This is a genomic window from Enterobacter mori LMG 25706 (assembly GCF_000211415.1).
Taxonomy (GTDB): Bacteria; Pseudomonadota; Gammaproteobacteria; order Enterobacterales; family Enterobacteriaceae; genus Enterobacter; species Enterobacter mori.
Map to the genome: position 1 here is coordinate 581,726 of NZ_GL890774.1, position 24,487 is coordinate 606,212.

At 46.7% G+C, this 24,487-nt stretch carries 15 protein-coding genes and 4 pseudogenes; 9 read left to right on the plus strand and 10 right to left on the minus strand.

Annotation, left to right across the window (positions count from 1 at the left end; genetic code table 11):
* Nucleotides 1–81: 81 nt before the first annotated feature.
* The 3 genes from ENTMO_RS23795 (at nucleotide 82) to ENTMO_RS23805 (ending at nucleotide 3,925) form a co-directional block, all read left to right on the plus strand.
* On the plus strand, nucleotides 82–1,398 hold the full coding sequence (locus ENTMO_RS23795) for a paraquat-inducible protein A (RefSeq protein ID WP_010427667.1): 1,317 nt from the start codon (nucleotides 82–84) through the stop codon (nucleotides 1,396–1,398).
* On the plus strand, nucleotides 1,379–3,163 hold the full coding sequence (locus ENTMO_RS23800; protein ID WP_010427668.1) for a PqiB family protein: 1,785 nt from the start codon (nucleotides 1,379–1,381) through the stop codon (nucleotides 3,161–3,163). Before ENTMO_RS23795 ends, ENTMO_RS23800 begins: the two co-directional genes overlap by 20 nt.
* Before the next feature lie 63 nt (nucleotides 3,164–3,226).
* Nucleotides 3,227–3,925, plus strand: a complete 699-nt coding sequence (locus ENTMO_RS23805; RefSeq protein ID WP_041951348.1) for a PqiC family protein — start codon at nucleotides 3,227–3,229, stop codon at nucleotides 3,923–3,925.
* Between the two features lie 20 nt (nucleotides 3,926–3,945).
* On the opposite strand, the pseudogene ENTMO_RS0104640 reads toward ENTMO_RS23805, so the two are convergent.
* From ENTMO_RS0104640 to ENTMO_RS0104665, 6 genes and pseudogenes are all read right to left on the minus strand, one after another.
* A pseudogene (locus ENTMO_RS0104640) lies at nucleotides 3,946–4,887 on the minus strand (IS3 family transposase); the annotation flags it as partial.
* A gap of 71 nt (nucleotides 4,888–4,958) precedes the next feature.
* Nucleotides 4,959–5,348: a carboxymuconolactone decarboxylase family protein gene (locus ENTMO_RS23810; protein WP_010427675.1), complete on the minus strand. Its 390-nt coding sequence runs from the start codon at nucleotides 5,346–5,348 to the stop codon at nucleotides 4,959–4,961.
* A gap of 1,544 nt (nucleotides 5,349–6,892) precedes the next feature.
* Nucleotides 6,893–8,155: an MFS transporter gene (locus ENTMO_RS0104650; RefSeq protein ID WP_010427677.1), complete on the minus strand. Its 1,263-nt coding sequence runs from the start codon at nucleotides 8,153–8,155 to the stop codon at nucleotides 6,893–6,895.
* A 37-nt stretch (nucleotides 8,156–8,192) separates the two neighbouring features.
* Complete coding sequence (locus tag ENTMO_RS0104655; RefSeq protein WP_010427679.1) at nucleotides 8,193–9,779, minus strand: GMC oxidoreductase; 1,587 nt, start codon at nucleotides 9,777–9,779, stop codon at nucleotides 8,193–8,195.
* 9 nt (nucleotides 9,780–9,788) lie between these two features.
* Nucleotides 9,789–11,576: a thiamine pyrophosphate-binding protein gene (locus ENTMO_RS0104660; RefSeq protein WP_010427681.1), complete on the minus strand. Its 1,788-nt coding sequence runs from the start codon at nucleotides 11,574–11,576 to the stop codon at nucleotides 9,789–9,791.
* Nucleotides 11,577–11,587: 11 nt separating this feature from the next.
* Nucleotides 11,588–12,262 (minus strand): ThuA domain-containing protein, encoded by a 675-nt coding sequence (locus tag ENTMO_RS0104665; protein ID WP_010427682.1) that lies wholly within the window; start codon nucleotides 12,260–12,262, stop codon nucleotides 11,588–11,590.
* A gap of 231 nt (nucleotides 12,263–12,493) precedes the next feature.
* Here ENTMO_RS0104665 and ENTMO_RS23815 point away from each other — a divergent pair, with 231 nt between their 5' ends.
* A complete protein-coding gene (locus ENTMO_RS23815; protein ID WP_202795935.1) occupies nucleotides 12,494–13,576 on the plus strand; it encodes a LacI family DNA-binding transcriptional regulator in 1,083 nt (360 codons plus the stop codon).
* A 145-nt stretch (nucleotides 13,577–13,721) separates the two neighbouring features.
* A complete protein-coding gene (gene hisD / locus ENTMO_RS0104675; protein WP_010427685.1) occupies nucleotides 13,722–15,029 on the plus strand; it encodes a histidinol dehydrogenase in 1,308 nt (435 codons plus the stop codon).
* Nucleotides 15,030–15,148: 119 nt separating this feature from the next.
* Here the strand turns inward: hisD and ENTMO_RS0104680 are convergent, their stop codons facing one another.
* Nucleotides 15,149–15,970, minus strand: a complete 822-nt coding sequence (locus ENTMO_RS0104680; protein ID WP_010427686.1) for a helix-turn-helix transcriptional regulator — start codon at nucleotides 15,968–15,970, stop codon at nucleotides 15,149–15,151.
* A 440-nt stretch (nucleotides 15,971–16,410) separates the two neighbouring features.
* Here ENTMO_RS0104680 and ENTMO_RS0104685 point away from each other — a divergent pair.
* The 3 pseudogenes from ENTMO_RS0104685 to ENTMO_RS23825 all read left to right on the plus strand — a co-directional run.
* Nucleotides 16,411–16,898, plus strand: a pseudogene (locus ENTMO_RS0104685) (PTS transporter subunit EIIC); the annotation flags it as partial.
* A pseudogene (locus tag ENTMO_RS26860) lies at nucleotides 16,898–17,658 on the plus strand (sucrose-6-phosphate hydrolase); the annotation flags it as partial. The pseudogenes ENTMO_RS0104685 and ENTMO_RS26860, both read left to right, overlap by 1 nt.
* A gap of 73 nt (nucleotides 17,659–17,731) precedes the next feature.
* Nucleotides 17,732–18,640: pseudogene (locus tag ENTMO_RS23825) on the plus strand (substrate-binding domain-containing protein).
* 753 nt (nucleotides 18,641–19,393) lie between these two features.
* Here ENTMO_RS23825 and ENTMO_RS0104720 read toward each other — a convergent pair.
* The 3 genes from ENTMO_RS0104720 to ENTMO_RS0104730 form a co-directional block, all read right to left on the minus strand.
* Nucleotides 19,394–20,521: an MFS transporter gene (locus ENTMO_RS0104720; RefSeq protein WP_010427691.1), complete on the minus strand. Its 1,128-nt coding sequence runs from the start codon at nucleotides 20,519–20,521 to the stop codon at nucleotides 19,394–19,396.
* Nucleotides 20,522–20,607: 86 nt separating this feature from the next.
* Nucleotides 20,608–22,026 carry a PTS transporter subunit EIIC gene (locus tag ENTMO_RS0104725; protein ID WP_010427692.1) on the minus strand — a complete coding sequence of 473 codons (1,419 nt, stop codon included), beginning with the start codon at nucleotides 22,024–22,026 and terminating at the stop codon, nucleotides 20,608–20,610.
* A 91-nt stretch (nucleotides 22,027–22,117) separates the two neighbouring features.
* Nucleotides 22,118–23,560: a glycoside hydrolase family 1 protein gene (locus ENTMO_RS0104730; RefSeq protein WP_029484972.1), complete on the minus strand. Its 1,443-nt coding sequence runs from the start codon at nucleotides 23,558–23,560 to the stop codon at nucleotides 22,118–22,120.
* A 188-nt stretch (nucleotides 23,561–23,748) separates the two neighbouring features.
* Here ENTMO_RS0104730 and ENTMO_RS0104735 point away from each other — a divergent pair, with 188 nt between their 5' ends.
* Nucleotides 23,749–24,450: a GntR family transcriptional regulator gene (locus tag ENTMO_RS0104735; RefSeq protein ID WP_010427697.1), complete on the plus strand. Its 702-nt coding sequence runs from the start codon at nucleotides 23,749–23,751 to the stop codon at nucleotides 24,448–24,450.
* Nucleotides 24,451–24,487 lie beyond the last annotated feature (37 nt).

Sequence of the window (24,487 nt, forward strand, 5' to 3'; positions counted from 1 at the left end):
GAACTAACACGTTCGCATATTGCGGAATGCCCGCGTTGTCGGAAATTTTTAGCTCGTAATGATAACTTCGGGCCAAGTGAAATGCTCGCTATTTGTATCACAGCAATCATCGTATTCATCCTAGCTAATGCTTACCCTTTGGTTACCCTTGAGGCTCAGGGAATGTCTCGTCATACCTCATTACTGGAGGCTGTTGTGATTACCTGGAACCAGCCCGGTTTGTGGGGTCTGGCACTCATGTCATTATTTGTCGGTTTTATATTCCCATTATCTCAATTGTTGTTGTGGTTGCTATCCTTGCTGCAGATCCTTTTTTTTCTAAAAAAAACAGTCTTTTTTGCTCTTCTTACTCGTTGGGGACGATTGTTACAGCCCTGGAGTATGCTGCCTGTATTTTTTCTGGGTGTGCTCGTAGCAGTAATAAAAATTGCTGGCATGGCCAAAATCATCATCGGCCCCGGATTATGGGCCATGGCCATCTTACTCGTATTGTTAACATTGCTGTCCAGACTTGATTCACGCCTGCTCTGGCGTTTTGCTGAGGACGCAGGCTTAACTCACGCTAATGGAAATATTCGGGTTAAAAGAACCAATGTAACCCGGTTAGTAGAATGTCATATTTGCGGCTTTTCACATGAACTGAGGGGAAGTCCGGATGATGACAATGACGCTATAAAAGAGCTTATCCGATGTGAACGGTGTGCAAGCCTCATTCATTTGAGAAAAGTAAACAGCATTGCCCGGACATGGGCATTCCTGCTGACAGGAATGTTGTTGTATTTTCCGGCAAACATCCTCCCTATTATGAAAACAATGACACTTTTCAGTACATCAGAACATACGATCCTGGGGGGAGTCGTTGAACTTTGGAGAGGTGGAGCTCCGGATATAGCTATTGTCGTCTTTATTGCCAGTATTGCCGTGCCTCTGATTAAGTTCACAACCCTAATTATGTTACTGATCAGTGTCCATCATGCACAGAACAGAACGAAACCCAATAAATATAGCAATCGGTACTCATGGCTAATGAGATTACTTATACGACAAAAAAACGATGAGGTGCGTTCAATTCAAAACCGCAGGACTAAAACACAATGCTACCGTTTTATCGAATTTATCGGCCAGTGGTCCATGCTGGATGTTTTTGTTGTGCTTTTATTAGCTGCATTAGTTAATTTCCAGGGACTGATGCAGGTGACTGCTGGTATGGGAGCAATTGCATTCGGCGCCACTGTTTGCCTGACCATGTTGGCAAGTTTGAGTTTTGATCCGCGACTGCTCTGGGATGATGAGTTTTGCAACATCAAACCATCGCCAGCGCTAACAACGTCCCACCTTAATGCCGAAAAGCAAAGAGATATAGAGCAGGGAGATTCTCATGCAAGAAACGGCTCGTGATCCACAAACAAATCCAATTCAGTCTGGTGAAGGAATAAAGGCCGAACTCCGTCAACGTCGCTTCCGGTGGCCCTCGGGTATATGGTTTTTGCCAATCGTTGCAGTGCTGGTAGGAGCCTCTTTAGTCCTGCACAATTGGTTAAATACCGGCCCATTAATCACTATTCGTTTCAACAGCGCTGAAGGATTGTCTGTCGGAAAAACCCAGGTGCAGTACAAAGAGGTCATCATCGGCATAGTTGAAAATATCGAACTGGGCCCCAGAGGTGAGTTCGTATTAGTCAAAGCACGTATCAATAAAAATGCCGCTTACCTTGCGAATCAGGAAAGTCGATTCTGGGTAGTGCGCCCTCGATTTGGGATTGCAGGGCCCTCTGGCTTGGGAACCTTACTATCAGGTGCTTATATAGGTGTGGATGCTGGTAAAACACAAGATAGGCCACGAACAGAATTTGTAGGCCTGGAGGTCCCCCCTGCTGTAACAAATGATCGTCAGGGGAAACGGTTTATTATTTACAGCAGCACATTGGGCTCACTTGATATTGGGTCACCTGTGTATTTTCGACATATTATGGTCGGGAGAGTCGCCTCCTATCAGTTGCAGCAAGATGGGCAACGTGTCGCACTTGAAGTATTTATTGATGCGCCAAATGACCGTTTAGTTACTAAAAATACACGTTTTTGGAATGCCAGCGGCGTAGACCTCTCACTAAATGCTGAAGGGTTAAAATTAAATACCCAGTCTCTGGCTACGTTGGTTGCGGGAGGGATTGCCTTTGACAAGGTTCAGGAAGTCGGAAATAACGAAGTTGCACAAGCTGATAGCAGCTTTCAGCTCTACCCGGCGCAAGATGCTGCTTATGATGATATCGGCGGGGCGACATTTCCTGTTCGTATGGAATTTACTCAATCAGTACGTGGATTGTCTGTCAATGCACCGATTGAATTTCAAGGGATCCCACTTGGCAAAATTAAGCGTATCAACTTGCGCTACGACAGAAAACAACGTCGGTTCTTAAGCGTAGTTGAGGGTGAAATACAACCGAAGCGACTGGATCTTGACAGCGATCAAACTGGTACAGTTTCCCAACTAGCAGCGAACTCAACAGCAGTAACGACTGCACAGCCCCAATATACTCAGATGAAAAATAATGAACTGTCTGCAGAGTTACAGCGCCCTCTGTTCCTGCGTCAGTTAGTGGCCGACGGCCTTCGAGCTCAACTCGAAACGGCCAGTTATCTTACTGGGCAAATGTATGTGTCACTGTCATTGGTACCCAAAGCACCAAAGGCAACTTTGGATATCAGCTCCTTACCACTTATGTTGCCCACCACTCAGGGGGGATTGGATCAGATGGAAGAACGTGTTTCCAACATACTGGGGAGCCTAGAACAGGTGCCATTTGGGGATATTGGTAAAGAAATACGTACATCATTACGAAGCGTTAATAAATTGTTAAATAGCGTCAATACACAATTGACTCCGGAAGCCCGTAAAACGTTGCAAGAGGCTCAGCGGGTACTTCAAAGTGCTAATACCACGTTGCAAGGGTTTGGCAACTCTACTGGCGAACAACTCCCTCTTGTCCAAAACGCGAATCAGACATTACAAGAGATAAATCGCGCAGCACGCTCGGTGAGAATTTTGACGGACTATCTGCAAACTCATCCCGAAACCTTGATTCGTGGGCGTGATGACGGCAGTGAAGAGAATACGTCTCAAACTAAGTTGCCTGTACCAACTATACCAGCGTCTAACGACTAACCCGTCGATGCGGGCGTTCTCCCCATACGTTAGACACAAATCACGAATATAGAGAGCGGAACAATGCAAACATTATTAACCAATCAAACTCGAATTAAGGTATGGGGTACCGTGCTCATCGTGGTGATGGCATTGACCGCATGTTCCTCATCGCCACCTGTACGGTATTACACTTTGCAGAATGCCGCTCGTAGCATGTCCGAAAAGTCTTTATCGGCCTCCCCAGAAGGCAATGCGACCAACATTCTAAATGGCAACAGGAAACCTTTTGTCTTGCAAATACTACCGGTAAAAATCCCCACGACCATCGACCTCCCTCAGTTATTGGTGCGTAGCAACGATGGGGAAGTCGCTTTATTGGAAAACAATCGTTGGGTGGGACCACTCGGTGACGAAGTTCGTAGCGCACTTGTATCGCAGCTCACGGGGATCTTGAAGGTGCCAGAGGTATCTTCTCTGGCTATCCCACAGGATTTATCAATCTACAGACTCCAAGTCGATGTGACACGTTTTGACAGCATTCGCGGACGCTATGTGTTGCAGGACACCAATTGGAGCTTACGCCAAATAATTCCGACAGCGAATGGTGACGCATCCCCTTCAGCACCTATGTTGCTATGTGCAACCCGCCAGATTGTTCAAACAGAAGATGATTCTACAGGTGCTTTGGTCCGTGCCCACCAACTTGCTCTGGAGCAATTGGGTTTACAAATTGCTGAAGCAGCAAACCAACCTCCGAGTAAATGGGGATGTGGTAAATAAGTAGCGGGGTGGATTGGCCCCTATATTTCCAGACACCTTTTATCACTTAACCCATTACTGGTCCGACGCCGCAGATATTCACGCGGCGAGCGATATCTCAGCACACTGTGCGGATGCCATTCGTTATAGTGTTCGAACGCTTCCGCAAGGTTCTTCACTGCCGTCACTCCGTCAGGTTTCGGCATGATACTGACATAGTCGCGCTTCATCGTTTTCACGAAGCTCTCTGCCATTCCATTGCTTTCAGGGCTACGCACTGCCGTGTTTCTCGGTTCAAGTCCTACCATTCGGGCGAACTTCCGTGTTTCATGCGCCCGGTAGCACGAACCGTTATCCGTCAGCCACTCCACCGGCGAGACCGGAAGGCCACTGCCGAAGCGACGCTCCACCGCACCCAGCATGACGTCCTGTACCGTTTCACTGTCGAACCCACCGGTGCTGGCCGCCCAGTGAAGCGCTTCGCGATCACAACAATCCAGTGCGAACGTCACACGCAGTTTTTCACCGTTATCACAGCGGATCTCGAACCCGTCAGAACACCATCGCTGATTACTTTCCCCAACGGCCACTTTCCCTGTATGCGCTCGTTTTGAAGGGGGTAAGGACGGCTTCCGTTCGAGCAGCAATGCGTGCTGTCGCATGATGCGGTAAACACGTTTGGCATTCACGGCAGCAAGGTCTTCGGCTTCTGACTGGCGACGCAGCAGAGCCCATACCCGCCGATAGCCGTACGTGGGTAGCTCACCGATGACGGCATGTATACGCATAAGAGCATCAGTATCATCCGGCTGGCGTTTTCGTCGGCGATCCTGCCAGCTGTCCGGACGTTTTAACCTGGCATGAAGCTGCGCACGTGAGACCCGAAGGCAGCGGCAGACGAAGCTTATTCGCCATCCTCTGGCAACAAGGGTACATGCGCCATCCACTTTTTTTGGCGGCCGATAGAGCGCTGCTCGTAACAGAGTCTTACAGGTGCATCTGAAAAACCTCCGGCATAGCCGGAGGTTTTTATTATTGGTATATTCAAAATTATCTATTCTCTTTCGCGGAAAACCTCTCTTGCGATTTCTAAGGCATCAGTTATTTTTACAATCCCGGCAGTCAGTACCAGTTGCATTAAAATCTCCCCAATTTCTTGTTTGGTTATTCCTGCGTTCAAAGCAGACCTAATATGCATTTTTAGCACGGAGGAACCTGATGAACCAAGGGAAGCACATGAAGCAATTATTATTGCTTCACGTGTTTTAATATCAAGATTTTTTCGTGTATACAGTTCGCCAAACTCCCATTTTAAAGCCAAGCGTCTAAAGTCAGGTGATACGCTATAAAATGCATTCAAATAAGTGTCAACTGTGATATCCATCCGTTCTTCGTACATTTTTTTAGCATCTTCAAAATATTGCCCTTCATTATTTCTTAACATAACATCGTTCTCCTGCTCTGATTATCAGCAACTAAGGCCAGAATGAAATTAGCATCTTTCATTGCATTAAACATATACATCTCTACCAATAAATTCAATGATAACACCTATGGACACTCTACTTATCTTTAATGCCTTAATCTGAGCGCGTAGCGGCTAATGTACCTTATATCCAGCATCAGGATAATGACTCAGCAGAGTTTTCCTGACACCCTTAAACTTCAATAAAGTAATAAATAAAATGTCGCTAGAAAATATTTAATTCAATCCCCGTAAATTAAATATAAATAATGGCATTATTGAGGCAACGTATCTTACTTTCTCCATTTCGAACCACTCTAACACATGGCTCCGATTTATATTATATCTACCGTCCATATGAATCATCATCAACAAGTGGCCAGGCCCAAGGAGCACAAACAGCACTCAGTTATAACGTTAAATATCTCAGTGATGTTTATATGGTGCATGCCAGCATCAGTAATCCCTAATGAAATCAACATTATCCCATGGGCTGAGCATGAAGAATTGAATGATTTTTTAGAAGTAACATCTGTGTCATGGATAAACACGCCCTCCCCACTTTGGACGAAAAATAAACCATCTATTGAATAATTATATTTGTCGGCAGATAACTGTCATTACGACCCAGCTCTTACGGTTTATAGAATTGAATTCGAGTTCTTACCATTATGATTGTAGAAGAAGCAACCACCGCTGAAAGTCGCCATTTGCGGCTTCCTGACACCTTTTTCATTATCAAGCTAAGCTGTGCTTAACTCCATCGTATTGCAGCACTTCAAATACGCTATATTGGTCCTCTGAGCAGGGCTTTTACGTAATAATTATATGTGTGTAAAACAAACTATGCGTCTTGCAACGTTCCTTAAAGTTGGCCCGCAGGGAAACTCCGGACTGCCCCCCTTACCTTATTCGCCCCCCTCATACCAGGGGTGTTAGCCAGCCAGACCCGGCATGATCACTGGCCCCCAGTCATCTATGATCCGGGGGATGTCACCGGGTCTGATGGGGCACTGGTAACCGCTAATAGGGGTCAGGTCAGGCACTTTTACCGGGACCATCTGTAACGTGGATGCCGAAACCTACTCCCTGTGGTTAAATGCGACAACTTTTTATAGCGGCCACAAGACCTTTGATAAACCTAGGGCAATCCATCATTTCCTGGCCCCTGTCCCTGAAACTCTCAACGGTACGAATGGTATTAATGCCCTAATAATGGCTGTCTGAAATCAGCCGGTTCCCCAACAAGCCTTTTTCCTGACGAACTCCTGCATTCATATATTACCCCGCCTTTATTTAATTATATAACTGGTCATCCGATATGCATTTATAAATCACAAGGAATCAGTTGAAAGAAAACTTAAATACATTCTCATAGTTATCCATTCCCATGTATAATGTAGTTAAAGACCTTTCATGAGAAGAAAGCAAGCTGGCAGAATATTTTTAATTACCTGTCAGCTTTTTTGGAGCGAGCAACCCCAGAAGAATTATTAATTCCTCTTTAATTTAGGATTGTTGCATTAGCCTGAAATTGTACTTCTGGCTGGATTATTTTCAATTTTATCTGCTGATTTGACACGCATGACCAGCGGTGAAAATATGGTGAGGATAATCAGCAACCCCAGAGGGAAAACGAACAGGTTTGAGAGTCCAAACTGATGCACGACAAAGGAAAGGATTGCCGGAGATACCAGCATACCGGTATATCCGATGCCATTTACAATGCCGATGTTGCGTCCCGCATTTGCAGGGTCTTTGCGCCCCGCGTTGGAAAGCATTAATGGTGCAATACAGGACAGCCCCAGGCCGAATAATGAATACCCGATGATCGCAAAGAAACTCTGTGAAGCAAATGAAACTAACATGAGTCCCGATACAGAGAATATGCCACAAAGGAATACAACTTTGATCGCACCAATCTTCTCAGCGATAAAGTCTCCAAAAATACGACCAACAAACTGTGCACCGATGAAGAGGCTGATGGCAAATCCAGCCGTTGAAACACTGGTATCCACTTCACGTCGCAGATACTCCTGCCCCCAGTCACTGATGGCATTTTCACCAATCATTGAGCAGAGTAAAAGCAGTCCAAAGCCAGTCATCAGTATAATGATTGCAGTATTGGACGATGAGTTGCTACTGATATTTTTAGCTGTTATGGGTTTAGGTGCCTCATCGACCAGCATCTCTGATTTATCAAGCAGGAAGCGCGAGATGAAAATACTGATTGCCAGCAAGATCACGCCACATACGGTGAAAGAAACAGTCGCGCTCTGAGGATATAAACCCACGAGATAACTCCCCAGCATGCCAAACAGGAAACCACCAAGAGAGTAACTGGCGTGGAAGGCCGACATTATAGAACGCTGATAAAACCGCTCTACCTGAACACCATGCGCGTTGAGCGCCGTGTCTGTCGCGCCACGCAGTAAACCAAGCGAAATACAAATCGCAAACGCGAACCAGTAATGAGTGACATATGCGAGAGCTATCATCGATACAGGGTAAAGAACAACAGTGAACGTAACAACTTTTTTTGGCCCGAAAATATCAATAAATTTCCCGATCGCAATGGAGCCGACAGCAGCGCCAACGCCGATACCAAGTGCGATCATGCCAAAATCTACATCTCCCTGTGCGCCGTCAAGTCCCATACTGCTTCGAAAAGCCGATACACTCGTCGACCAGATATACATCATCGCGCCGATTAACATAAAACCTGTAAACGTTGCCATACGGGCATTGCGTACCCGTGGCGTGACAAGAGAATTATCACGACTCATGTTGTCTTTCCTCGTTCTGTTAGCTGATGCTTAATATTCAGAACTGTTCTGCCACCCGTAGCGCATTAGCGGCTATTGTGAGAGCAGGATTCAGTGCTGCAGATGATACGAATGTTGAACTGTCGACAATCCACACATTATCTAAATCATGAATTTTGCAGTTCACATCAACAACGCTTTTATTTTTGTCTGTACCCATTACCGCTGTTCCGCACATATGAGAATTAGTAGCAATACCCATTCGTTCGGTTAGTACAATCGGATATCCCGCACGCTTCAGCACTTGCTTAGTTTTGGCAACAAGTTCCTTGTGCGTTTTCAGGTTATTTGGAGTCCAGTGGATTTTTATTGCATCCTTTTCTTTATCGTAAATAACGCGGTTTTCCTGCGTGGGTAAGTCTTCTGACGTAATATAAAGATCTACGCTATGGTCAGTGAGATATTTGGCAACGAAACCTGGGACCCATTTTTTCATACCAGTAATCATCGGTTTTCTGATCTTCCCCAGCATCTGCACATTTCCCAGAGGAAACTCATTATTTTCAGACTTCAGATACCAGTCATTAAAAGCAACTGTCTTCTGGAACTTAACTTCATTGCGTTTTAATGGATTCACCGCAATCATGAAAGTACTGTTATGGACCATATAATTACGGCCCAGTTGATCAGAGCTGTTTCCCAGTCCGGCTGGGTGAGAATCGTTTGCTGATTTGAGCAGCAGAGCTGATGTATTTACCGCACCACAGGCCAGAACAAAACGCTTCGCTTTAATGCGCACAGTTCTGCCGTTACGAGAACCTGTTGCTTCTACAACATTTTTACCCGCATCGTCCGTGATGAGCCGATCAATACGGGTTTTAACCAATAAACGGACACTACCCGCATTCATCGCCGGGCGTAATGCACTAACCTCTGCATCGTTTTTTGCATCGATCATGCACGGATATCCGTCGCAGGTAGAGCACAGTACGCATGGGCGTCCATCACCATAATCAACCGCAGCTGGCATTGAGAAAGGCTTAAGCCCCTGTCTTTGCATGCTCTTCACAAGGCCATGCAAGGCCGGATCGTGCTTCAGACCCTTCCAGCAATAATCGCGTGAACGCCAGGGCTCTACTGGATCTGAGCCTGCATCGCCATGAACCTTGAACAGCTCCTCCGCCTGGCAGTAATAAGGTTCCAGTTCTGAGTAACTGACCGGCCATTTTGGTGACACGCCTTCACGGTGTACCAGTTCCTGGAAATCTTCTTCCCGCCAGCGCGGCAGCATCGCACCATAGAATTTGGTGTTACCCCCTACATAATAGAACACACCTGGCTTAAAGGAGTTGTAGTCCCGGTCGAACCACGATTCGGCGTTACGATACTTCCCGTCGCCAAATACAGCATTAAAATTCCAGTTATCATTTTCGCGCGGCAGGAAATCTCCACGTTCAATGATAACCACCTTCAGGCCTTTATCCTTAATACCGTGGGCAAACGTCGAGCCCCCCATTCCAGACCCAATTATGACGACATCACACTCAAGATTGCCTGCCGAATCGGGTTCGACAGTTTCAATAATGCGCCGGTTACCCGGCGCAGATTTATCAATCTCTTGTGAAGAGATTTTAATGGTGTTCATGTATGACCCTTACAGATGTTGCTCTGACTGGCGCAGAACCTTGTACTCATCCTGACGTTCATCAGTGATATATTCCGGGATTGGGAAGTCCCACCACCCTGGTACAAATGGGCCTGCAGCATCGCGGTCTGTCGGCACTTCAATCAGAACCGGCTCGTTGCAGTCCAGTGCCTGTTGCAGGATTGGCTCAAGATCTTCAGGACGTTCAACGCGCCATGACCTGAGGCCAAACGACTCGCCCATTGCTTTATAGTCTGGCGAGTAGGGTTCTCCATCCGGCGTAGTGAATTCTGTGCCGATATGACGACTGGTCTGTTTGCGCTGACCGCCACGAATCGACATGTAACCTGCGTTGTTCTGGATAAGGAACACAACCGGAATGCCGTTCGTTTTACAGATAGCAATTTCCTGAGAAGTCATCAGGAAATCACCGTCACCCAGAATGCAAACCACAGGCTGATTCGGTGCCGCCAGCTTGGCACCAATAGCCGCCGGGACAGCCCAACCCATTGATGAGAAACCACCTGAGGTCAGGTGCGTACGCGGTTGATAGACAGGGAAGGTCTGTTTAACAGCCCCCTGCGTGTTTCCTGAGCCAACGACCACGATAGTGTCGCGCGGGAAGACTTTACGAAGTGCACCTAGCGGGCGTTGTGACGTGAACGGGAAGCGTTCTGAATCCCGGCGCTTAGCCAGCTTGGTTTCCCATTCATCCTGAAGCTGCTTTAATACCTGCATGTATTCAGGACGATCGGCTTTTTCTCCATCCAGCTCTTTAATGATGTGAGCCAGCGCATGACGTGCATCAGAAACGATGCCAACGGTTACCGGGTAGTTTTTACCGATTTCATGCGGATCGATATCAATGTGGATCAGGCGTGATGGCGGAATTGAGAACGTTACGCCTTTCGCATAGCTTGATGATGACCAGTCAGTGAAGCGGCAGCCTACTGCAATAATCACATCAGCATTTGCCGCAATCGAGTTACCACAAGTGGTACCCGTCTGGCCTACACTACCAGCAAACAGCGGATGATCTTCCGGGAATCCACTTTTACCGTTCCAGGTCGTTACCACGGGGAGTTGCAACGCTTCCGCCAGTGCCAAAACTTCTTTCCAGGCTTCACCCGTGATAACACCACCACCAATAACCATGCCCGGGCGCCGCGCTTCTTTCAGAAGGGACACGGCTGCACTAATGGCTTCCGGATCCGGGAACACACGGCCTACAGGCAGACGCTCTTCAATGGCGTGGAGTTCAACTTCTGCTGCTTCAGCCTGGACGTCCATTGGGATCTCAATGTGTACAGGGCCCGGGCGGCCGGTTGCCATCGAACTCCATGCGCGATGCATAATGAACGGCATTTCTTCTACTCGGGTGGCAACCCAGTGACGCTTGCTGACGGCCTCGGCAATCTTAGGGAAGTCGTTGTCAGTGTAGCGCTCCAGCTCCTGAAGCAGGCCATGTCCACGCATGTGTGTTGGCGGACCACCGGTGATCAGCATGACACTGGTCGAGTCAGTGAATGCAGTTGCCATACCGATGACGGTATTACTCGCCCCCGCTCCGATGGAAGTCACAGCGACCATTGGCTTTCCTGAAACGCGGTAATAACCATCTGCAAGGTGCACTGCGCTCTGCTCGTGGAAAACCTGAATGAATTTCAGCTTCGATTCTTCTTCCAGAAAGGCGTCTGTCAGTGTCCAGATACCATGACCCGGAATACCGGCGACATATTCAACGCCATAATTTTTCAGCGTCTGAGCCACCACCTGACTACCCGTTAATTTTGTCATTACTTAATCCTTTATTTACTGAGTTGAGCCTGGCGACATGCCCATGCCAGGCCCTGCTTGGTTAATTTGCGGATATTTGGATCCTGGAGGTTGCTGGTATCATGACCAATCGAATGGTAGAAAACGCGACCTTCACCCCAGTTGCGGACCCAGGCAACCGGGCTTTTCTGCCCCTTCAGCCACGGCATTGGATTGCCGTCAAAAGTTGTTTCCGCCAGAACGTTGATACCCGGAGAAGTCTCCATATAGTACTGCTCAGAAGCGACCGGGAAATCGTTCACACCGGCGCTTACAGGGTGATTTTTATCCGTAATATTGACCGTATAGGGATGAGGGAAACCTTCACCTGTGGGATGCTCAAGGAATGAACCACCAAGCAACATATGGTAACGAAGGCTTGAACGGAAAGCAGCGCCAGCTCCGTGCCAGCCTGCCAGCCCCGTACCTGATTCGACTGCTTCGAGAAGGTGCTGTTCCTGAGAGGCTGTAAGCGTTTCGGTTGTTACGGCATTGTTCCAGCCAATCACGATAAGATCATAAGCTTTCAGGTCGCGATCCAGTGTAAAAATGTCCGTACTCTCTTCTACATCGAAAGAAAGTTCTTCGTACAAACCTCTGGACCAGGCGGCGATTTCATAGGGAAAGTGGCCTGGCCAGCCACCATACAGGTACAATACTTTTGGCATATTTCCATCCTTCTCCGCTAAATTTTGCCATTTGGTTATTCGTATAACCTGTTATAAAGGTAATTGCAGGGTTGTTATGATGTCAACGTAGTGTTAACCAAACAGACATAGTGTTTTCATATGATGTGAAGCAGCTCACTTTGCCAGCAGAGTCATAGCCAGGAAAATGTTAATCAGATCACTTATTATATTTTCACATGACACGGGAGAAGCAGGAATCAGATGGTCTCAATGAAAGATGTCGCAAGGGAAGCCGGTGTATCACAGCCTGCTGTATCCTATGCCTATAATGGGTCACCTAAAATTTCAAAAGGGATGCGGGAACATGTCTTTGCCGTAGCGCAGCGTCTTGGCTATGCCGGGCCCGATGCACGTGGCAGAAGTCTCCGGTCTGGCCGGGTTGGCGCAATTGGACTGATAGTGATGGATCACCTGTCATATGCATTTGGTGACCCATGGGTGATGTCGCTCCTGAAGGGGATCAGCAGCGTGAATGAACTTTCAAACGTTGCCCTGACGCTTATTCCCATGAATAACCAGTCCATACGTCAGGATGATAATTCACCGGCAGTCATGCCAATGCGAGGCCTGATTGACGGATTACTCGTCTCGACATTACCGGACGATCACCCGGCTATTCAGACTATCGTTCAGCAACAAATCCCGGTAGTCATCATCGATTCTCCATCTATCCCCGACGTCAGCTATGTGGGTATCGACGACAAAGAAGCGGCAAAGGCGCAAATCAACCATCTGATTTCACTGGGCCATACTCACATCGGCATTCTTGTCGAGCGCCTGATACCCGATGGTTTTAAAGGGGTTGTCACTCAGGACCGTATTCAACGCTCGAATGAGATGATTGCCCGCAAAAGAGTGCTGGGTTACATCGAGGCTGCAAGTCAGGCCGGAATCGATACAGACTCCCTGACGATTTATGAAGCGGGGGGATTTGATCGCGCAGCGGGCGAGAAGGCCAGCGACCATCTGCTGGATGACCCTTCAATCACAGGCGTGGTGGCGACCTCCGCTGTAATGGCCCTTTCATGCATATCCGTCGCCAGAAAAAGGTCCTTCACCATACCAAAACAGCTTTCCGTGGTGGGATTTGATGATGTGCCGGAAGCGCGGGAGTTCTCACTGACCACTATCAGGCAGCCTACTTCTGAGAAAGGAATTTATGCTGCGAGATTACTCATGGAACACATCGAATCAGGAGGTAGTGCCAGAGCAGAAAAAAAAATTTTCCCGACCGAACTGATTGTGCGCAGCTCAACGGCAGCTCCAGGTTCGAGGGTGTCTAAAGTCAGATAGTTGTTTCATTTTTGTTACACACTTGCGTCACTGTGCGTCTGAATTTATTTTGTTTGAGAAATTTATTTTGTGTTTTTGTCACTCTATTTTTGACCAGGTAACGAGTCACGCTCATGCATGAGTAAAACAATTTATGAGGTTAAAAATGGCTGAATGGATCAAAAGCGCTGCTAATCGCGAAAAGGTACTGACTGAAAATAACCAACTGAAAGATAACGTTTCAGGCATTCTTCTTGATATTGAAAAGCGTGGTGATAAAGCGGTGCGTGAATTGTCTCAGCGCTTTGACAACTGGGATCGCGATGATTTTCGTCTCACCCCTGCCGAAATTGAAAAATGCGTGAGCACTCTGACAGAAACTGAGTACAACGACATTCAGTTTGCTCAGGCTCAGGTGCGTAAATTTGCGGATGCTCAGCGTTCAACAATGCTGGATCTGGAAGTTGAAACATTGCCCGGCATCATTCTTGGGCACAGACATATCCCGGTATCCGCTGCAGGCTGCTATGTACCTGGCGGGAAATACCCACTGCTTGCTTCAGCACACATGTCCATTGTAACGGCCAAATCGGCGAATGTACGTCGCATTGCGACTGCTGCACCTCCTTACAAGCAGGCGCTTGCCCCATACATCATTGCCGCTCAGCATCTGGGTGGAGCTGACGAGATTTATGCTCTCGGGGGCATTCAGGCAGTTGCCGCGATGGCGCTGGGAACGGAGTCAATTGCTCCGGTAGACATTATCGTCGGTCCTGGCAATGCCTACGTTGCAGAAGCAAAGCGTCAGCTCTTCGGAAAAGTGGGCATCGACCTGTTTGCAGGTCCAACTGAAACCCTGCTGATTGCTGATGAAACGGTTGATGGGGAAATGTGTGCAACTGATCTTCTTGGTCAGGCTGAACACGGACCAGACTCACCCGCAGTGATGATCACCAATTCCCGCCATCTCGCAGAAGAAACGCTGAAGCAGATTGAACGCATTCTGGACATTTTGCCAACGGCAGAGATTGCGCGTCAGGCGTGGGAGAACCACGGAGAGATTATCCTGTGTGAAGATCATACAGAGATGGCGCGCATGTCAGATTTTTATGCCTCTGAGCACGTGCAGATCATGACGACTGATGATAACTATTTCCTACAAAACCTTCAAAACTTCGGTGCTTTATTTATCGGCCCTCGGACTAACGTGGCATATGGAGATAAAGTTATCGGTACTAACCATACTCTGCCTACCAATAAAGCTGCCCGCTACACCGGTGGCCTGTGGGTTGGTAAGTTCCTGAAGACTTGTACTTACCAGAAAGTGCTGACCGATGAAGCATCAGCGATGATTGGGGCACACTGCTCGCGTCTGTGTCTGATGGAAGGGTTTACAGGCCATGCAGAACAAGCGAATCTGAGGGTACGTCGCTATGGTCATCAGGATGTGCCTTATGGCGGAGCGGCCAGGTAACCGGATGTAGTCTTCACCCTAGTAAATGCTTTTGTGTATTCGTAATGTGTTGTTGTGTCTTTGCTACCGAGTAGTTCATTGGTTTCACTTGTGAGCGGGCAGGAAGCCCTGCTCACTTTTTAGCCTGAACCTCCCCATAATATTCCCGCTCCGTCATTATCAAGATAATTAAGTATTTCCTCAGGAACCCCTTTAAGATCAGTCAGAATCGTCGCTGATTTGATAAGAGACCTGGTAATTTTGCTGTCCCCCGAATACTGAAGAGAAACACGGGATGAAAAAGGCTGCCTGAATGACGTGGACGCAATCCCCGTAATAATGCCATGCAGATATCTTACCGGCCTTCTGTACTGTGGCGTGAGAATAGTGAACGTCATTTCATTGTTTTGCTTTTGCTCACTATCTATCATAAATATTCGATCACCCAGCATAAAACAGAACCCATTGTAGCGAAAGACATAACCCGTTTTCCCGGGGTGCCCCATTAGAGGAAATCGCTCTATCGTGGAATATTCTACTACATTGTCCCTTTCGTAAATCACTGTTACTGAGCGGAGAACTTTTCCTTTATAAATTGATGAATAATGGTAGCGATGGTAAACTCCCAAATAGTCACTGAGATTATTCGAAGTTAAATTCGCCAGAGAAATAAAATAATTAAAGTTAACAGATCCAAGAAGTGCATTTCGCGCATCTGCATCATTGGACTGAAAAAGCGCTTTAAATTTAGGTGGAGAAAGATACAGGTCTTCAGGACCAAGATTGAAATACCGGGAAACTTTGTTCAACGTGTTCCTCGAAGGTAAGTGATGCCCGGCGAGATATTTATTAAACTGTTGTCGGTTGATATCAGTCTTACGACACATGTCAGCGATTGAGTTGCATGAAGAAAGCAGCAGCCTTAGATTATTCTGAATATTGTTTTTTATCTCTTCAACCATAAAATATTCCCCCTAATTCCAGAGCATGCTACCATGTGATCGCTTACGTGTCATAGATGTCTTGTAATGACGAGTTTCCATTACTCTCAGCGCTAACGGTACCACTCGCCAGGTTTTTACGTAAGAGTAGAGTCATATCCGTCCCACCAGACATGTAAGTTAGCCCCCCATCTAAGTTCTATAAATGGATAACCCCGCAGGTTGGCATACCTAGCTCCGTACGGTTTATGCCCATGACTTTCAACTTCTACTAATGGTAGAACCATCTTCACGACCAGATAACAACGTTGTTGCACAACTGTCCCGTGAACTTAATCTTAACGATAACCTGTTGTTCAACAGGTGCCATCTTTACCGTAAAGGCCTGTTGCTTCCACAAAACGGTGACCCAGTACAGCTTCCCATCATGCTGTCGCCGGAACCGGCTGAAGTGTCCCCGTTCCGGCCTGCTGTTTGGCAGTCTCTATTCGGTTATCGTCATTACAAGTATTCACTACAGCTTCCACGTCATCGAAGCCGGTTGCTGGGCAACCCGTCTATCGGGGTCAGCTTCCTGCTGCCGATTTAGTCCATGGTCAACGTCGCCCAGGGCGGCGCCTGTCTGAGGGTATGGTTTAAAACCAAAGACGTAGAAATCAAAGTCATTGCGCTGCCCTCGGCGTTTTCTGGTATGCCGGGCATCACCGAAGTGGCGATTTTTGGTATCAACTTACGTTTCATGAAGCCATTTATCGCGGTGCTGTACGGCGGCACGGCGGGCGGCGCGTGGGTAGTGTCACTGCACGCCTACATGACCGCTGTCGACCTGATGGCTATTCCCGGCATTGCTGACCGCTCGCTGCTGAACGACATTATCGGAATGGTCATCGCCTTTGGCGTCGCTTTCGTCGTCTCCCTAGTACTGAAATACAAAACGGACGCTGAATAATGTCACTTCCATTACGTCTTCCTGCGATTTTGCAGGCCGTCATGCCGTGCCTGCCGAGCGCGCTGGCCGATAGCCGCTATCCCCGCTGGCGCCATGCTCAGGTTACCGGGCGGATGAACGACTCCAACGGTTTGGTCGATTTCACGGGGCGCTATCACCTGTTCTATCAGTGGAGCCCGCTCGCCTGCGATCATAAGTTCAAATGCTGGGCGCACTGGAGTTCAGATGACCTGCTGCACTGGCAGAATGTACCCATTGCGCTGATGCCCACCGCAACGGCTGATAGTCCGGTAGCGCAGTGGATAACAACCTGTTCCCGACAACGTTAAGTTTGGCCAATGGAGGCCGAAGCGCGTGGCAGTTTTGGCGACGGAAAACGCCGACGGTATCTTCCGCAAAATCGGTCCGGTCCTGCCGCTGTCGGAGTGCTATACCGACCACCTGCGCGACCCGAAAGTCTGACTGCATGAAGACCTCTGGTACATGGTGCTGCTGTTCAGCTCCCCGGACCGTCATCACTGGAGCAATGAAGGCAAAATCGCCGGCTATGCATCAACGACCTAGGCGACACGGGCTATATGTGGGAGTGTCCGGTTCTGTTTCCGCTCGGCTGACAGCATATTCTGATATGCTGTCAGCCGGGGATAGCCCGGGAGAAAGAGCGCTACCTCAACATCTATACGGCGGTGTGGATCGCCGGTGATGTCGACTACGTCGACGCCTCTTTCACGCAGGTGAACTGCACGAACTGGACGCCGGATGCATTCTGCTACTGGCAGCTGCGAACATGCGTGGTAGAATAAGCGTCTTGTTTTCAGGCTCATGGCGTCGTAATAAAAACCAAACGCGTAACCTTAAAGACATCGCCGAACTGGTGGGCGTTTCCAAAGCTACCGCCAGCCTGGTGCTGAACTGTCGTGGCAAGGAGCAACTCGCTGCGCAACAACCCCAGGCACACCATCGGCCTTGTGGTGCCTGAGATCACCAACTACGGCTTTGTGGTCTGTCCCAGCTTGAGATGCTGTGCCGCGACGCGGGCGTCCAACTGCTGATCTCATGTACCGGCGCCCCCCCCGGTCAGGAGAGCATGGTGGTGAAAAACATGATTGCCCGCCAGTTCGACGGGCTGATCGTCGCCTCCTGTATGCACAACAATGCCGACTACCTGAAGCTTAACGAACAGCTGCCAGTCGTACGGTTTAACCACTGTCTTTATGAAAGCGCTCTGCCTGGTGATGACCGATTCAATTCCCCCGACGGTGGAGCTGATTTCCCGCATCGCGACGAATTCTGGTTTTTAGGCGGTCAGCCGCGTCTGTCGCCCTCCCGCGATCGCATGGCTGGGTTTATGCAGGTCTGGCCTAGGCTGGTACTGAACTGCGCCCGGAATAGGTGATCAACGGCATCGACCATCCCAGCTCCGGCTATGAGATGTTCGCCACCCTCCGCGCGCGTCTGGGTCGGCCCCCAAAGGCGCTGTTTACCGCCGCCTGCGGTCTGCTGGAAGGAATTCTGCGCTATATGAGATGAGCCAAAACACCAGTTGCTCGATTCTGATATCCAACCTTGCGAGCTTTGAGGATCTCTAGGATTTGCCGTCGCTGCGTATTGATGCCGTAAATCAGGACAATCGCCAGTTGGCCTGGCACTGCTACGATCTGATAAGCCAGTTGATAGATGGTAGTGCGCCTGAGCCACTACAGCGCTACCTTCCTGCGTCCCTGCATATCCGCTATCAATGATTTAGTCATTGAAGCAGCTCTATTTGAAGATGGTGGTTTCCAGTAGGTTGCAGCTAAATCAATTATAGTTAATGCAACAGTTGATGCTCACAGATAGAATGTGTTCGATTTTGTAAGATCAAACTGACGACGGACGCTATGAGATCTTAAACGAAGGTATGAGTGATGTCATGGACTAAATCTTGTTGTATGACCACCAACGGCGTCATCAGCCACAGGGAAATATTAGCCCGGAAGAATATGAACACAACTTAAAGGAATGAGCGTCTAAAGGTGTCTGTTTTTAGTGAACAGTTACATTATATAGAGCTGTTCGCGAATATAATCGTTAAGAAGTCTTAGAACTTTAGTGTAGATAACCCTTAGATTGCGTATGGAATTCGTTAATATCAGCGGTGGTTTTATGTCCAAATTGGTTATTACACTGCAATCCAAAAGTCATTTTTAATAAAACTAACTTCATCACCAACACATACGCCAAGACGGTAATTTTGATGAATTCGTATCACAATAACAAGGCAAAAATAAAAGTCAAAAACTCTTTTACTTATATGTAAGATACATATAACGCTTTCTCTCATCATATAAATGACATCTTTTCACTAAGCATCCCCTTCAAATAATGGGGTATCTTAGTCTTTTCATGAATAGGCTTTTCATTTCCCTTGGAATACTTACTCACAACATTAACAATTATAAACCCTTACTGTTTACAGAACTTCTCGGTTCTGTAAACGAGTAAGGATTACTTATCTATTTCTGTAATAACAGACCACGGATAGTGTACGAAAGAAAACCGGACAATAAAACAAGTCCCATTACAAAAATAAAGCCATTCATCAATGAACTATGATGTGAAATGTATCCAATAATTGCCGGCCCTGCCAGAATACCAATATAACCAAGTGTTGTGACCGCCGGGACAGCGACCATCTGCGGCATAGCATCCTGTTTCCCTACAAGGGAAAACATAATAGGAACGATATTTGAACAACCAAGGCCAATAAATAAATATCCGAGAAGTATAACCGATAGTTGGGTACCCCAAATTACAGCGGAAAAACCAAGAAGTGCCAGCACGCTACCTGTCAGTACGATACGTAGTGCGCCAAAGCGCCCGACTATATAGTCGCCAGTGAGACGGCCTGCAGTCATTGCTGTAGAGAAGAAAACAAACCCAAGCCCCCCCATACTCTCTGCAATGTCACGGCTATCAATTAGATAAACCGCACTCCAGTCCAGAACAGTACCTTCGGCCATGAAAATAATGAAACAGATTAGGCCCAGCGTCAGAACGATACCTTTTGGAAAGGCGAAAGCGGGCCCTTCAGATGGATTAGCGTAGGGAAGCAAATGTCTGAAGCTCAAAAATAACAAAACAACAATCATAATAATCACAATCAGTGCAGCCTGAAGTACACTGAGCCCACCGGATAGCATTCCCGTCATGATCCCAGCACCTGCGATCCCTCCAACACTGAACATGCCATGAAACCCTGACATCAGCGGCTTATTTGCTTTCTGTTCCACGAGAATGGCCTGGACATTCATAGCGCAATCCGTTGTGCCGACACCAATACCGAATGTAAATAAAAAGATTCCGAGCAAGATTGCATTATTGATAACAGCGAGTAAAGGTAGCGTCGCAACCATAATAAATATAGAGACAGTAATAATTCGCCTGCAGCCATGACGTGAGGTTAATGCACCTGTCAAAGGCATCGCAGCCATGGCACCAAATCCGAGGCATAATAATAATGTTCCCAGTACACCATCGTTTACTTCCGTATTTAATTTAGCAAACGGTACGATCACTGCCCATGCGGCCGTAGCCATACCAGCAACAAAGAAAATTATTCGCGTAGAAATTCTTTCATTCATTACAGAAACTCATCAATTGAAATACAATAATGTATTGGTTTAAAATTTAAACATGCCAGCCAGATAACGTATCTGGCTGGTTATTATCAGACGTTCTTAGCCCCGGTCAGTGGAATGTCTTTTTTCGACATTGCCTTTTTACTTGTTTCATCGTCTGCCTCCCCTCTTAGACCAAAGAGATATGTCAATATTGCAGATAGACCCAATGCAGTAAATGCGCCGCAGATAAAATAAAGAGAAGGTTGTTCCGCCGGAATAGAGAAAATATTATGGAACACCATTGACATCATTTTAACTCCCAGATAGCCGTTGATAGCGCCACCAACACCGCCAGCAATCATGTAAATAGGGATGAGTCGTTTGAAACGTAATACCAGTCCGTACAATACCGGTTCTGTAACACCGGCCAGAATCGCAGTTAATGCGGCTGAGCCTGCGACGGCCTTGAGTTCCGGATTTCTTCTGGCTTTGAGCCATACACCAATGGCGACCCCCATTAAGGCATACACAGAGACGGCTTCCCCCGTACCACCTATAGGATCTCCTCCTGCCCGGATATTTTCTATCTCCAGAGGCGCAAGACCCCAATGAAGCCCTAAGGAAACAAGAAACTGCCAGGTCGAACCCAAGAACGCACCGGACAATGTACCACTTAGGTTCATAACGTACATCACACCACCGGCAATAAGGCGTCCGACTGTTGTTGCAAATGGACCAAAGACCAGCACGGTCGCGGTTACCATCACAGATAAACTGATCATCGGCACCAGAAAAAGCTGAAGATCTTTGTGAATCGTTCGTTTCAGGAAACGTTCAAGATAGTAGTAGACACCAATACTTAGAAAAACAGGGAAGACGTTGTAGCTATAGTCAATTCCAACCAACGGAAGGAAATAGATATGTTGAGCAACTCCTGTAGAAAAGATACCAGTGAATGTAGGTTCAAGCAAAGCAGCGCCAATCGCACCTGAAACATACGGATTTATACCCAACTTATTTGCCATAGTAATACTAAGAAAAATTGGCAGAAAATAAAATAACGAGTTTGCCGAAGCAAATATAACTTTATATAAATTATCAGATTCAGTCATTACGCCAAGGAGAACAAGTACGGTTAAGGTAGCTTTGATCATACCAGCACCTGCAAGCACCGATACCAATGGAGTAAAACTCCCTGAGATCAGGTCGAACGTTCGGTTCAGCAATATATTCTTTTCATCTGCATTTTTCTCTGCATACGCAGACTCTGCTACATGACTATTCCCAATCAGCGGTAACATATCTTTGTAAACCTGTTCCACTTCACTTCCAATAACAATCTGATACTGGCCAGATGTACGCAGTGCTGTCATTACACCTTTCAGTTTTTTAATTTCATCAGTTTTTGCCTTGTCATAATCGTGTAATGTTATCCTTAACCGGGTCGCACAATGTACGAGATTACTGATATTCCCCCCGCCACCAACTAACTCAATAAGACTATGCGCGAGTTCATTATATTTCATATGCAATATTCTCAGTAGGATTTCTACTTATGTAATGGCCGCCGGCCCCGGCAGCAAATGTAAGGCTGCAGGTACCCTGCAGCCGTTTGGCTTAAATTAAATTTCGGCCATTCGTTTCGATGACTTTTTGATACCAATAGAAACTGTCTTTGCGATATCGGTTAAGCGTTTTCTGACTATCATCGTCGCGGTCTACATAGACAAACCCGTATCGTTTTTGATAACCATTTAGCCAGCTCAAAAGATCAATAAAGCTCCAGGTGCAGTAGCCAAGCACGGAAACTCCGTCGCTGATAGCATCGCGTATTGCATTTATATGACATGAGATATATTGAATCCGGTAGCCATCATGAATTTCATTGTCTTCTGTCAGCGTGTCATACTCGCCCAGACCGTTTTCTGTAATGAGTACAGGTAAGTCATAGCGGCTGGAGACTCTGCGCAAGGCGATACGTAGCCCCGTAGGATCGATATCCCAATCCCAGTTTGTTTTTTCGACAAAACGGTTATTGACGTATTTAAAAAGTCCAGGCTCGCCGGAATGCTGCGTGGTACCTTTTACCCCTGTGGTATTCATGACCTGCTGACCAACACCGCCTTCAAGGGGGTTATTTGCGCATGTCATGGACCGATAATAATTAATCCCCATAAAATCAGGACGTCCCGCCTTGAACAAGGCGACATCAGCAGGCTCATACTCTGGTACAACATCGTTATCAAGCATCCATTTCCAGACGATTTTCGGATAGTGCCCCAATGCGTAGACATCCATCCAAAGATATGACTTAAACTCTTCCGCATTTTCTGCAGCCAGAACATTGAGCGGATCGCTGTCCAGAGAGTACGCCGGGCTGTAGGCGAAACTTGGTCCAATTAACCCAGCAATCCTCAGTTCGCGGAAGAGTTTAATCGCAGCTGCATTAGCAAGTGATGCATGGTGATTTGCCTGTAACATACGACGGACACTTTTCACAGCTGGGGGATGTAATGCTGTTTTGTACCCAAAGGGAATGAAGATATTTTGTTCATTCATGGTTACCCAGTACTTGACCTTACCGTTGTACCGTTCAAACAAGAATCTAGCGTAATCAACAAAATGAGTTATGCATTTTCTTGATTCCCATCCAAGGTATTCATCTTGTAATTTTTGAGGTAAGTCCCAATGATAAAGAGTTAACATTGGTTCAATACCTGAACGGATTAACGCATCAATGAGCTCATCATAAAAAGCAATCCCCTCATCATTAATTTCACCATATCCATTTGGAAATACACGGCTCCATGATACCGAAAAACGATATGTCCTTAGCCCCATCTCTGCCATTAATGCAACATCTTCCTGTACTCGGTGGAAGTGATCAATAGCAACATCACCATTTGTATTTTTAAATGTTCTTCCTTTTTCTTTTACAAAAGTATCCCAGATTGATGCACCTTTCAAAGATGTATCTACACCCCCTTCGATTTGATAGGCTGCGGTGGCTGATCCCCATAAAAAATTATTAGGAAAATCTGATTTAAATTTATGTTCCATTACTGCACCCGCTTGGTTATAAACTTATTTTAAGTTAATAATTTCGGCTAATTCATTTTGTGATAGAAGTCGTTTTTTTTGTTACGGAATAGGTATAATAGTTATATTAATCACAGACAACCTTGATCATGAAATGGAGCTTTAACTCGTAACCAACTGAAATACAACGAAAACCAAGAGGTGTAAAAGTGGTATATCGCGATATTGCTAAAGTGTTAAAAATAAGGATAAACTCGTCGGAATATTCCCTAGGTGACAGGTTGCCACCTGAGAACAAACTGGCTGATTATTATAATATTTCCCGCACTACCTTGCGGAAAGCTATTAATGAACTCCAAAAAGAGGGAATGATTGAGGCACGGCATGGTTCAGGGAATTTTATTATAAAGAAGAACTTCTCTGCGAATGTAACTACACTTAATGGTCTAAGTGAATTGGCAGGTTCAGTTGGAAGTGTGATTCACAGTAAAGTTATCAATTTTGAACTCGAGCTAGCATCAAATGCTTTAGCAAGACACCTGAACATCAAAGCAGGTGACGAAGTTTTTAATATAAAAAGGATACGTTATTTAAACGATAGCCCGATGCAGGTAGAAGAAACATGGATGTCCCTTAATTTATTCCCGACATTAACGATCAACCACATGCGTGGTTCAAAATACCACTTCATTGAGAAAGAATGTAATATCAAAGTAGCCGGTTGTTTTGAAACATTCATGCCATCAATTCCGACAACGGAAATGGCAGCATTGCTAAAAATAAGCGTAAAAGACCCTATCATGAGACTGGAAGCCCAAGCGATCGATCTCGATAACAATCCCTTAGATTATTCAATAATCCACGCAAACATGTATGAGTTTCAAATAAAATATTTCTGGCCGCGTGTCTGAATCAGAATCATACCGATTCCGGAAATACACTTAACGG

Coding starts and splice junctions, on each gene's coding strand:
- ENTMO_RS23800 (WP_010427668.1), top strand. CDS start 1,379: ATGCAAGAAACGGCTCGTGATCCACAAACAAATCCAATTCAGTCTGGT.
- ENTMO_RS0104665 (WP_010427682.1), bottom strand. CDS start 12,262: ATGCCAAAAGTATTGTACCTGTATGGTGGCTGGCCAGGCCACTTTCCC.
- ENTMO_RS23805 (WP_041951348.1), top strand. CDS start 3,227: ATGCAAACATTATTAACCAATCAAACTCGAATTAAGGTATGGGGTACC.
- ENTMO_RS0104650 (WP_010427677.1), bottom strand. CDS start 8,155: ATGAGTCGTGATAATTCTCTTGTCACGCCACGGGTACGCAATGCCCGT.
- ENTMO_RS23815 (WP_202795935.1), top strand. CDS start 12,494: ATGAAAGATGTCGCAAGGGAAGCCGGTGTATCACAGCCTGCTGTATCC.
- ENTMO_RS0104720 (WP_010427691.1), bottom strand. CDS start 20,521: ATGAATGAAAGAATTTCTACGCGAATAATTTTCTTTGTTGCTGGTATG.
- ENTMO_RS0104680 (WP_010427686.1), bottom strand. CDS start 15,970: ATGGTTGAAGAGATAAAAAACAATATTCAGAATAATCTAAGGCTGCTG.
- hisD (WP_010427685.1), top strand. CDS start 13,722: ATGGCTGAATGGATCAAAAGCGCTGCTAATCGCGAAAAGGTACTGACT.
- ENTMO_RS23795 (WP_010427667.1), top strand. CDS start 82: ATGCTCGCTATTTGTATCACAGCAATCATCGTATTCATCCTAGCTAAT.
- ENTMO_RS0104655 (WP_010427679.1), bottom strand. CDS start 9,779: ATGAACACCATTAAAATCTCTTCACAAGAGATTGATAAATCTGCGCCG.
- ENTMO_RS0104730 (WP_029484972.1), bottom strand. CDS start 23,560: ATGGAACATAAATTTAAATCAGATTTTCCTAATAATTTTTTATGGGGA.
- ENTMO_RS23810 (WP_010427675.1), bottom strand. CDS start 5,348: ATGTTAAGAAATAATGAAGGGCAATATTTTGAAGATGCTAAAAAAATG.
- ENTMO_RS0104725 (WP_010427692.1), bottom strand. CDS start 22,026: ATGAAATATAATGAACTCGCGCATAGTCTTATTGAGTTAGTTGGTGGC.
- ENTMO_RS0104660 (WP_010427681.1), bottom strand. CDS start 11,576: ATGACAAAATTAACGGGTAGTCAGGTGGTGGCTCAGACGCTGAAAAAT.